The organism is Paucibacter sp. TC2R-5 (genome assembly GCF_025717605.1).
GTDB classification, from domain to species: domain Bacteria; phylum Pseudomonadota; class Gammaproteobacteria; order Burkholderiales; family Burkholderiaceae_C; genus Paucibacter_A; species Paucibacter_A albus.
In genome coordinates this window covers 134,935-146,685 of the sequence record NZ_JAJIRQ010000002.1, presented here as the reverse complement: position 1 = coordinate 146,685, position 11,751 = coordinate 134,935, and the positions used below count along the sequence as shown (strand labels likewise).

The following is an 11,751-nucleotide window of genomic DNA, read 5'->3' as shown; positions in this document are numbered from 1 at the left end:
CTGGCGATTGCGACCAGGGTCGGTCTGAAAGTGGCATTAATTCACAATCGACCACTTGTGCGGCCTAAATGTAGATACCAATTGATCAACAGGTATGGTTGTAAACCCCTATAGATGCGGTAACCATCTGTAAGGAGTGATACCAGTTCAAGTCCTGTTGGGGGCATTGCTATTTCCCGGCGGGGCGTAGTTTGGACAGGTTTTGAAGCCTGGTGGGCAGCCGGCTTTGCGCCTGCAAGCCAACGGTCAGCGGTGCTTGAAAAGACCTGAGTTGGCGCAAATACTAGGCAGGCCCGGGCCTTGCCGCCATGTCCGTTTCGGCCACCGGTTTGATATTTGCGGACAAACGCAAAAACGGCCCGCAAGCCAGGCATGGCGGGCCTTCTGCCTTGTCAGGCCGCTGGCCTCGTGGGCTCCGGTGCAGCTGCTCGGTCTGTCGCTATGGCGACTGAATAAGGCGTTAGCCAATGGGTGCCGAGGTTGGGCATTTTGACGACTCGGCGAGCTGGTCCGGGCGCCTGAAATTGGGCCGGCGCAAGGGCGCGGAGCCAGCTTTGAAACTAACGCTTATTTCGGTGTGTAGCAGCGCCTTGGCGCCTGTCTCTGGGGCAAACCCGAGCTGTCAGGTTTTACAGGGTCGAAAACCAGCCTGCACTCACAGGCAATAGCGGTCGCGCCCCGTGGTCTTGGCGCGGTAGAGCGCTTGGTCGGCCGCTTCGAAGAGCTGGTTGGCGCCGTCGGCTTGCTGGGGCACGGCCTGCGCCAGGCCCAGGCTGATAGTGACCATATCGCTCGCCACCGAGCTCTTGTGCGGTATTTGCAGCTGGCGCACGGCCTCGAGCAGGCGCGCCGCAATCAGCTGGGCTTCCTCGGGGCTGGCGTCGGCCAGCAGGATGACGAATTCCTCCCCGCCGAAGCGCGCCAAGAGATCGCTGGCGCGGTTGACGACGCTTGCGAGCGCGCTCGCCACCGCCTTCAAGCAGCGGTCGCCTTCAAGGTGGCCGTAGCTGTCGTTGTAGGGCTTGAAGCAGTCGATGTCGATCACCATCAGCGTGAGCGTGCTGGCGTTGCGCAAGGCGCGCTTCCATTCCTCCTCAAAAACCTGCTGGAAATGGCGCTTGTTGGAGACTTGCGTGAGCGTGTCTATCAGGGTGAGCTTTTCCAAGGCCTCATTGGCGGCCTTGAGTTTCTCGGTCGCCAGTGACAGCTCTTGGGTGCGCTCTTGTACGCGCTGCTCCAGGTTCGCATAGAGCAGCGAGTTCTCGATAGAGATGCCGGCCTGTGCGGCCAAGATGCCCAGCAGTTCGACCCGCCCGGCGGTGAAGGCGCCGCTGGTCTGGCTGTTCTCCAGGCAGATGACGCCAATCAACTCACCCTGGTGGATGACGGGCACGCAAAGCAGCGATTGCGGCCGGGCCTGCACCACATAAGCATCGTCCCAGAAGCGCGCGTCGGCTTGCGCATCATGGAGCACGACGGACACGCCCAGGCGGGCGACATATTGGACCAGCGAGACCGGCAAGTCGGCGCCGTTCAGCGGCGTGCCGCCGAGTATGCTCACCCCGGCGCTCACCGAGCCCGTCGCTTCGACCGTCAGCTCACCCCGTTCGACCCGGATGAAGCAGCCTTTTTCGGCGCCGGCGTTCTCCAGCATGATGAGCATCAGCTTTTGCAACAGAGTCGACAGCCGGATTTCCCCCGAGATGGCCTGCGTGGCTTTGATGATGGTTTCGATGTCCAGGCTGGCCTTGCGGCGCGAGCCGGCGCTCGACAAGCTGGCATTCGAGCGCAGCTGCCCCTTGCTCTGCAGGGCGCCGGAGTAGGGCAGGTCCTCGTCGCTCGGCAAGGGCAATTCCGAGAGGCCGTGCGTTGAGCGTCGACCGAGGAATTGCGGGAAGTCGTTCAGCAGCCTGTCGGCGATGCCGCTGGCACCCCAGAGCTGATAGCCGTAATAGGCTTCTTGCAAGTGGCCGCGGGCCGACATCACCAGGCTGGTTGATGCGAAGAAGCGACCGGCTAATTCGTTGCCCAGCGCCTTGTTTTGCAGGTAGCCATGTTCGTCGGCCGAGCGGATCGCGCGTGCGTACAGATCGGCAACCTCATAGCCGGGTTTGCTCAGGCGCTGGATCTCGGCCCGGATCAACAGCGCCTTGTGCTCGAAGTTGGCGGGGTTGAGCCGCGCCCATTGTTCAAACTTGGCCAGGATCTTGCGCGCCCGGCGCAGGTGCGCCGCGTCCGGCTTGGCCTCAAAGGCCGCGCAGAGGATCAGTGCATGGTAGAAATGGTGCTCGACCGTGTGCAACATGGCGAGCGAATGCTTGAGATAGCGCGCCGATTGACGTGCCATCTCCAGCGCCTCGGCGGGCCGGCGCCACAGATACAGCGTCTGCATCTTGTTGACGAAATAGAAATGCGCGAAGTGCTTGGAGGAGAACTTCTCCAGCCGGCCGACCAACTCGGCCTCGCTGAAGTGATGGTCGCCAAACGAGGCCGGCCCCTCGGTCATGCCTTCGAGATTCTGGACAGCGCGCAAGACAGACCTGATCGCGTCGGCCGGCTCATGGCTGCCGATCCGCTCCATCAAGGCCAGATAGTCGCGCCCGAGCTTGTGCAGTTCGGGCAGCGCGACGCCGCGGATGTACTGGCTCTCCAGCAGCGTGCAGGCCGCGCAGGACAGGTGAAAGAAGTCGCCGGTCTGCAGGCCGCTGTCAAAGGCGGTGCGGTAATAGGCCTCGGTGTCGCGGGCAGGTTTTAGCCAGAAATGGGTGAAGTAGCCGGCCACGAAATTGATCTCGCTGCGCTGCTTTGCTTGGTCAAAGCGCGCGTTCATCGCCAGGGCGAGCTGGCCGAATTCATAGCCGGCCTGATGGCGTCCGAGCACGCCTCCGAGGAAGATGCCGCCGAACACGAGGTAGGCGACGGCGTTGTCTTCCATCGTGCCGTGCTTGAGGCTGAGATTGACCGCCTTGACGGCATTGGCGACGCACAGCTCGGGTCGGATCTGATAGGCGGCCTTGAGCAGCGCGCCGATCAGGCGCATCGCGCTGCACATTTGTTCGTCCCGGCATAGGGGCAGATCGATCAGCTCGGCGACTTGTTTGCCGCGCATGCGCCATTTCAGCTCGGCCAGGTCCAGCGCGAACAGCGGCGGGGCGAAGCCCGCAGGCAAGGACACGCCGAAGCGCTTGAGCGCCTCCCGCCCGGTCTGGTAGGCCAGCTGGAAATTGCCGGTGTTGGTGTGGAAATGAATCAGGGCCTCGTAGACCGAGGAGAGGGCCGCCTCGTCCGGTGCATCTTCCAGCGCTTGGCGATAGGCGTGCAGCGCGGCTTCGTTTTGCCCGCTCAGGTGTTCACACTCGGCGCGCTCGAACAGGATGCGCCAGCGCAGCTGCGGGCTGCGCTGCGGCAAGCCTGTGTGCAGGGACTGGGCTACCGCCAGGTACTGCAGCGCGGGCTGGTAGGCGATCGCTTGCTTGGCCTTGCCGGCGGCCCTGAGATTGAGTTCGGCGAGTTGCAGGCGCAGCGCGCCATCGCTGACCAGGGGCAGGCCTTGGTTGAGGTGGTTGACGATGTCGAACAACCTGTCGTCGACTTGGTCTTGCGGGGTGCTTTGCAGCAGCAGGGTGCCTGCCCTGTGGTGGGCCTGCATTTTCTCGGCCTCGCTCAGCAGGTCATAGGCGGCCTGCTGCACGCGGTCATGCAAGAAGCGAAAGCGTACGAGGCAATCGGGCATGGTCTGGGCGCCAATGCCAGTGATGCCGCTGTTGTCGCTGGAAGCGCTAACGCCACTATCCAGCAGCTTGTATTCGTCACCGATGGGGATGACCAGCTCGGCCTGCTGGGCCGCGCGAAAGGCTTCAGCCAAGGCGGCGGGTGTGGCCTCGCTGACCACGGCCAGTTCTTGCAGCGTGAACTGGTTGCCTATGCAGGCGGCCATCTGCAGCAGGCGCTGCGTGGCGGCGGGCAGCTTGCGGATCATGCCCGACATCAGCTCGACGACGTTGTCGGTGATGCCGACGCGGTCGATCTGAGCGATATTCCAGCTCCAGCAGCGGGCGGCGGAATCAAAGCTCAGCAGGCCGTTGTCGTGCAGATTCTTCAGCAGCTGGTTGATGAAGAAGGGGTTGCCGCCGGTTTTGCGAGAGACCAAGGCGGCCAGCGGCTGCGCCCGCTCGAACGTGCAGCACATGGTGTCGGCAACCAGTTCCTGGACGACCTCGGGCGGCAGCTGCTCGAGCGCGATCTCCTGCAGCGCCAAGCCCGCGCTTCTGATTCGTGCCAGCGCCAAATGCAATGGGTGCGCGCCGTCCAGGTCCGTCTGCCGATAGGCGCCGATGATCAGCAGGTGCCGGCAGCCCTCGTCGGCGCCCAGCAATTCAAGCAGGTTCAGCGAGGCCTGGTCGGCCCATTGCAGGTCGTCCAGGAACAGCGCCAGCGGATGCTCGGCCTGCGCGAAGGCGCGCACGAAACTGAGCAAGTAGAAGTTGAAGCGGTTTTGCGCTTCATGCGGTGCGAGCGGAGGCACTTCGGCCTGGGGGCCGAGGATGTGCGCCAGCTCCGGAATGACGTCCATCACGACGCGCGCATTGCCGTCCATGGCGGCGAGCAGACGCTTGCGCCAATGCGCGATGCGTGCATCGCTCTCCGTCAGGATCTGGTGCAGCAGGCTCTGGAAGGCCTGTATCAGCGCCGCATAGGGGATGTTGCGTCGAAATTGGTCGAACTTGCCGGAGACAAAATAGCCGCTGCTATGCGCAATCGGTTTGTGGATCTCGTTGATCAGCGAGGATTTGCCGATGCCGGAGTAACCCCTTACCAGCACGAAGCCGGGCGAGCCGGCGCAGGCGCGCGCGTAGGCATCCAGCAGGCTTTGGACCTGGGCGTCCCGGCCGTAAAGCCGGCCGGCCAAGCTGAAGCGCTCGGGCAGTTCGTGGCGGCCGGGCTCGAAGCCTTCGAGCGGGCTGCCGGCGGCGAGCGCTGCGATGCATTCGTCCAGGTCGCCGCAGAGGCCGGCGCTGCTTTGATAGCGCTGCTCCGCATTCTTGGCCATCAGCTTGTCTATCACCCGTGCTAGCGCGACCGGGATGGTGGCGTCTTGCAGGTGCAACTGGGGCGGCATGACGGCGATGTGCTGATGCACCAGCTCCATGCCGTCCTGGGCTTCGAAGGGCCGCCGACCCAGCAGCAGCTCATACAGCGTGATGCCCAGCGAGTAGTAGTCGCTGCGGTAGTCCACCGGCCGGTTCATGCGGCCGGTCTGCTCCGGCGCGATATAGGCCAGCGTGCCCTCCAGATGCTCGGGGCTGTTCGTTTGGCCATTGTCATGAGCCATGCGGGTGGCGTTGCCAAAGTCGATCAGCTTGATCTCGCCCGTCTGCGGGTTGATGAGGATGTTGTTGGGATTGACGTCTTTGTGGACGATGCCCTGGCGATGGACCTCGCCGAGGATGGCGCCAATGCGTCGGCCTATGAGCAGCTTGTCTTGAAGGGAGAAGGCAGCCGTGGCCGCCAGGGCTCGCAAAGGCTGGCCACCGAAATCTTCCATCACGATGGCCAGCGAATGCTGGAATTTTTCAATCCCATGCGCCTTGATGATGCCGGGGTGGTTCAGGCTGCTGACGAGTTCGTACTCATGCCGGATGCGCGCCAGCTGCAGCGGCGAGGGGAACTCGATGGCCAGGATCTTGACGATCACGGGCGCCCCGTCGGCTTGGCGCATGCCCTTGAGGATGGAAATCGGCGTGTTCTCGAACAGTGGCTCTGCGAGCAGATAGCCTTCCAGCTTGATCATGAATCTTCTTTATTGCTATGGCGGCCGGCGCGTGGGCTTGAAAACGTTTCAGGAATGGGAAATTGACCTGTCTTCGGACGCTGGGGGGCAAGTATCACCGCCTTTGAGCGGCTCTTTCCTTTGCGCCTGCGAAAGCCTGCGACTTGAGCTGTTTTGTCACGCATTCTTATTGCCGTCATACACACGCTCAGCGTGCATACTTCCGGCTTGCCAAGCTCGCAAGCTTTGGCGGGAACAGGGGCGCGGCAGATGCGGGTTTGGTTTCGCTTGTGGGCAAGTTGTTTCGGCGGGGTGCTGGCGCTTGGCCTTGCGTGGCTCTTGTGCCTGTTTGCGCCACCTGCGGCCGCGCAGGCGCTGAACAGCCTGCGCTTCACCCAGCTGGGCCTGGAAGACGGCCTGCCCAGCCCTTATGTGCTGAGCAGCTTGCAGGACCGGCATGGTCTGATCTGGCTGGGCACAACCGGCGGCTTGGCACGCTATGACGGCCGCCATGTCAGAAGCTTTGTGCATGACCCGCTGCAAGCAACGACGCTGAGCAACGGGGTGGTGCAGGTGCTGCTGGAGGATAGTCAGCGGTCCGTGCTTTGGGTTGGCAGCAATGGCGGTTTGGACAGGCTTGACCTGCTGACCGAGCGGGTCGCGCGGCTGCGCCCGCCGGTGGAGTTGAGCCACCGCGATCGGCTTGTGCTGGCCTTGGCGCCGGCCGATGCGGGGCGCTTGTGGGTGGCGTTCAGGGGTGGCCTGTACCTGCTTGACCCCGACCGGGAACTGTTTTCGCCTTGGCCGGCGGGCCGAACCGGAGTGCCCGGCCGCATCACGGCAATGATCTCCGACGGCGCCGGCGGTGTCTGGGTGGCCCTGGCCGATAAGGTCTCCCACATCGGCGCCGGGGCAGATGGCTACACCGAGGGCCGCAGCTTCAGTACCGCCCAGGGCACGAGTTCGGCGCGCTTGAATCCGGCTGAACTGCCGGTGAACCGGATGGCGTTGGATGCAGAGGGTCGCCTCTGGCTCGGCATGCTTGGGGGCGTGCAGACCTGGCGGGTCGATCCCGACGGCGTGCGCCCCGACTCCCTCGGGGCGTCGCTGCAATTGCCTCGGCAAATGGTGCACGCGCTGCTGTTGGACCGCGACAAGGCGATGTGGATAGGCATCGGCGAGTTGGCCGTCTTGCACCGCTGGCGCGCCGGCGCGGCCGCGCTTGAGACCTTCAGGCATCTGCCCGGTGTCAGCGGCAGCTTGTCGAGTGACAGCATGGCCTCCTTGATGCAGGACCGCTCGGGCGGCCTGTGGGTAGGCTCCACCGAGACCGGCGTCAACCTTGTGGACCTGAGCAGCCGGGGCTTCAGCAATTACCTGAGCATTCCCGGCAATACGCAAACCCTGTCTTCGCCGATCGTGATGGCCACCTTGTTGGACGGCACCGAGCATGCGTGGGTAGGCAGTTATGGCGGCGGGCTCAATCACCTGCACCTGCCCAGCGGCAAGGCCCGCCAAATCGCCCTCAAAGATATGCCCATCAGCCATGTCAAGGCCTTGGGGCAGGCGGCCGCGGGTCGGCTTTGGGTCGGCGGGGATCGCGGCCTGGTCTTGTTTAACCCCAGCCTAGGGCGCAGCCAGCGCGTCACATTTGATGAGCGTGGCGGCACTAGCGTCTCGATCAGCGCCCTGCTCCCCGATGGGGACGCTGTTTGGGCCAGCAGTTCTTCGGGCCTGTATAGGATAGAGCCCGACTTGACGGTGCGAGCCTATCGCGCCGAAGCCAAGCGGCCGGGCGCGCTGGTTCACTCCATCATCGACAGTCTGCTGCGGGACCGCGAGGGTAGGCTCTGGATCGGCAGCAAGGGCGGCCTGCAAGTGCGGGACGAGCGCGCCGATGGTTTTTCAGCGACAGTCCCGGTGCTTGGCGCCTCCCCCGGCCAGGTCAATCCGGCGATCCACGGGATGCGCCAAGACCAGCAGGGGCGCATTTGGCTGGCCACCGACCAAGGCCTGTTCGAGTTGCTCGCCGCCGCCGACAAGACCTGGGCGCTGAAGTCTTGGCGCGACACGCCGGGTATGCCGGCCGGCGGCTTTGATTCCATTCAAGATGCCTTGAATGGCGAAATCTGGCTGGGCAGCGAGCAAGGCTTGACGCGGGTGCGGCCGGCGCAGCGGGAGGCGCGCTTCTTCGGAGGACGCGGCCTGTTTGACCGCGGCTTCAATTTTGCGGCGGCGACGCGCGGCCCCGACGGCAGCCTCTTTTTTGGCGGGCCCGGCTTGTTGCGATTCTGGCCCGCGCAGTTGCGGGACAACCCGGCCGCGCCCAAGGTCGTGTTGAGCGATTTGCTGATTCTCAACCGCTCATTGCTGAACAAGGCCGGTGCCGCCATGCCTGTGGCGGCCAGCTCGCCGGGCCTCAGTCTGGCCGATCTCGGCATCACGGGGCCGCTGCACTTGGCCAAGTCCATGACCTTGAGTCCGCGCGAAAGCATGGTCAGCTTCGAGCTTGCCGCCTTGCATTTCGACCGCGTCAATTTGAATCGTTATGCCTGGATGCTGGAGGGTTTTGACGGTGACTGGATCTTTGGTCAAGGCGCCTTGGGGCTGGCAACCTATACGAATCTGGATGCCGGCCACTACCGGCTGCGTGTCAAAGCGGCCAACCCCGATGGGGTCTGGAGCGAGCCGGCCACGCTGCTGGAGGTGACGGTCTTGCCGCCGTTCTGGCGCACCTGGTGGTGGAGGGCGGGGCTGGCCCTGCTGGCGGTACTGGCCTTGCTTGGCGCCTACACGCTGCGCACGCGGGCCTTGCAACAAGCCAAGCAAGTCCTGGAGCAAGAGGTGGCGACGCGCACGCAGCAATTGGCCGAAGAAAAGCAAGTGGCCTTGGGTCAGCGTGAGGTGGCCGAGAAGGCGCGGCGCGACATCGGGCTGCTGAGCGAGATCGGGCGGCAGATCACCGCCTCGCTGGACGTCGCCGCGATCCAGCAAACGCTGTACAAGCATGTGCAGGACCTGGTCGATGCCTCGGTGTTTGGTGTTGGCTTGCTCGACCGGCGCCAGCGGGTGCTGAACTTCGATTTCGTGATGCAGCGCGGTCAGGCGTTCAAACCCTACCGCCGCAGCCTGGACGCGCGCGAGCAACCCGCCGTGCGTTGCGCGCTGGAGGCCAAGGAGCTGTGCATCAAGTCATTCAGCCAAGATAACCGCGAGCTCAGCAGCACTGACGGCGGGGCTGGGCGGGTGCAGCTGCAAGATGGCAGCGAGCCGCAGGCCGCGCGCTCCGGCATCTATGTGCCGATGTTGCTCAAGGGCGAGGTGATTGGCATCATCAGCCTGCTCAGCGATCGGCCGGATGCGTTTGGCACGGCGGAGCTGGATATCTTGCGCACGCTGGGCGCTTATGCGGCGGTGGCGCTTGACAATGCGGAGGCGTACCGCCAATTGCAACTGACCCAGGCCAAGCTGGTGGAGCAGGAAAAATTGGCTGCGCTGGGTTCGCTGGTGGCGGGCGTGGCACATGAATTGAACACGCCGCTGGGCAATAGCCTGCTGGTGGCCAGCACCATGCGGGATGTCAGTGGCGAGTTTTTGCGGCGCATGCAGGCGGGAGGCCTGCGTCGCTCGGAGCTGGAGCAGTTCTGCCAGAGCAATGCCGATTCGGCCGGGCTGCTGGTGCGCAGCCTGGGGGCGGCGGCGAGCCTGGTTAATGGCTTCAAGCAGTTGGCGGTAGATCAGACCTCCGAGCAAAGGCGTCGGTTCGACTTGCACACCTTGTGTGATGAAGTGGCCTTGACCCTGGCCAATCGCCTGCATCAAGGCGGGCATGAGCTGCGCCTGGAGGTTCCCGGCGGCATCGAAATGGACAGCTACCCCGGTCCCTTGGGCCAAGTCTTGAGCAATCTGGTCATCAATGCGCTGGTGCATGGCTTTGAGGGGCGCCGCAACGGGCTGCTGACGCTGGCCGCGCAGACGCAAGCAGAGGGTCAGGTAACGATTTACTTCAAGGACAACGGCTGCGGCATCAGCGCCGAACATCTGGGGCGCATTTTCGAGCCCTTCTTCACCACCAAACTGGGGCAGGGCGGCAGTGGCCTGGGTCTGCACATCTGCTACAACATCGTCAGCGGCGTCTTGGGCGGCAGCATCAGCGCCAGCAGCGTAGCCGGCGAAGGTGCCAGCTTCACCATCATCATCCCTTGCCTAGCGCCCTGATGCGCGATGGCGCGCGCGCCAGCTGCCTGGCGCCCGGCCAGATCGACTAAGCTGTAGCCCCTTTTGCTCAGACACAGCCCATGCAGACCACCATGCCCAGACTCGTCCTGATTGCTGCCATGTGCAGCGCCGCCTTGGTGGCCTGTTCGTCGGCGCCGACCGCGCCTCCGGCGCTGAGCCCGCCGCCCAAGCTGGTGGTGTTCATGGTGGTGGACGGCCTGCCGATGCGCCAGGTGCTGGCTTATCGGGATCAGTTGCAACCGGATGGTTTCAGGCGCTTTCTGGATCAGGGGGCCTGGTTTGCCAACGCGCATTACGGCCATGGCCATACCGTCACGGCGGCCGGCCACGCGACGATGTTGACGGGAGCCTACCCGCAGCGCACGGCCATCATCAGCAATGAGTGGCGCGATGCCAAGACTGGTGAGCCGGTCTACAACACCGGCGACACCGCTTATCAATACATCGGCCACAAGACCGACCCGCTGGCCGGCACCAGCCCGCGCAATCTGCGCGCCGAGACGGTCGGCGATGTGCTGCGCGAGCAAGATGGCGCCTCCAAGGTGATTGCCATTTCGGGCAAGGACCGGGGCGCGATTCTGCCCGGCGGCCACAAGGGCGTGGCCTATATGTATATGAGTGAAAGCGGCGAATTTGCGTCCAGCACCTACTACATGGCCAGCCATCCGCAATGGGTTGTCGACTTCAATGCGGCCAAGCCGGCCGATGCCTTCTTTGGCAAGGCCTGGGCGCCACTGCTGCCCGAGGCTGCCTATGCACGTTCGGTGCCGGACGGCCAGCCCTGGCAGTTCAACGGGGGCAACGGCAACAAGCTGCCGGCGGTACTGGGCGACAAGCATGACAAGCCCGGCCCCTTGTTCTACGCCAATATCTTGCCTTCGCCGTTTGGCGACCAGCTGACCCTGGCCTTCGCGCGCGCGGCCATCGAGGGGGAGCGGTTGGGTCTTGACGCCAAGCCCGACATCCTCTCGGTCAGCCTGTCCAGCCATGACTACATCAACCATGCCTTCGGCCCCGAGTCGCGGCTCTCGCATGACCATATGCTGCAGCTGGATCTGCAATTGCAGGACTTCTTCAAATACCTGGACAAAACAGTCGGCGCCGGCAACTATGTGGCGGTGCTGACGGCCGACCACGGTTTTGCCGACACGCCCGAATGGGCCAAGTCGCAAGGACTTGATGTCGGACGCATCAACCCGACCCAGGTGATGACGGCCTTGAATGCGGGCTTGGTCAAGAAGTTCGGCGCCGGAGCCGGGGCTTGGGCCACGCATTTTTCTGCCGCCGGTATCTTGTTCAACGAGAAGCAGATGGCCGCCCAAGGCATCAAGCCTGAAGAGATGTATGCCGAAGCCAAACGCTTGCTGCTGCCCATGACGGGCATTGCCGATGTGTTCACGCTGGCGCAGCTGCAAAGCGGTGACACCGTCACACCTTATCTGGAGTCCATGCGCAAGGCCTGGCACCCGGAAGTCGCGGCACCGCTGCAAATCGTCGTCAAACCGGGCTGGTTGTTTGGATCGCGGCCCAGCGGCAGCTCGCACGGCACGCCCTATGCCTATGACACCCATGTGCCCATCCTGGCCTGGGGGCCACAATGGGTCGGGCGTGGCGAGGTGGCGCAAAAGGTCGAGGTGGTCGATATCGCCCCGAGCCTGGCAAAAATTCTGCGCCTGCGCGTGCCCAGTCAGTCGCAGGGTCAGGTCTTGCCCTGGCCGCAGGCTGCGGCCAAGTGAGCGCAG

Annotated in this window: 3 protein-coding genes; 2 read left to right on the top strand and 1 reads right to left on the bottom strand. The window is 63.8% G+C overall.

Annotated features, from left to right (window positions below; genetic code table 11):
- Positions 1 to 655 precede the first annotated feature (655 nt).
- Entirely contained in the window at positions 656 to 5,791 is a 5,136-nt protein-coding gene (locus LNV08_RS04315; RefSeq protein WP_263532436.1) for a diguanylate cyclase domain-containing protein, read from the bottom strand.
- A 267-nt stretch (positions 5,792 to 6,058) separates the two neighbouring features.
- On the opposite strand from LNV08_RS04315, the gene LNV08_RS04310 reads away from it, so the two are divergent.
- Entirely contained in the window at positions 6,059 to 9,988 is a 3,930-nt protein-coding gene (locus LNV08_RS04310; protein WP_263532435.1) for a two-component regulator propeller domain-containing protein, read from the top strand.
- Between the two features lie 92 nt (positions 9,989 to 10,080).
- Positions 10,081 to 11,745 (top strand): alkaline phosphatase family protein, encoded by a 1,665-nt coding sequence (locus LNV08_RS04305; RefSeq protein WP_263532434.1) that lies wholly within the window; start codon positions 10,081 to 10,083, stop codon positions 11,743 to 11,745.
- Positions 11,746 to 11,751 lie beyond the last annotated feature (6 nt).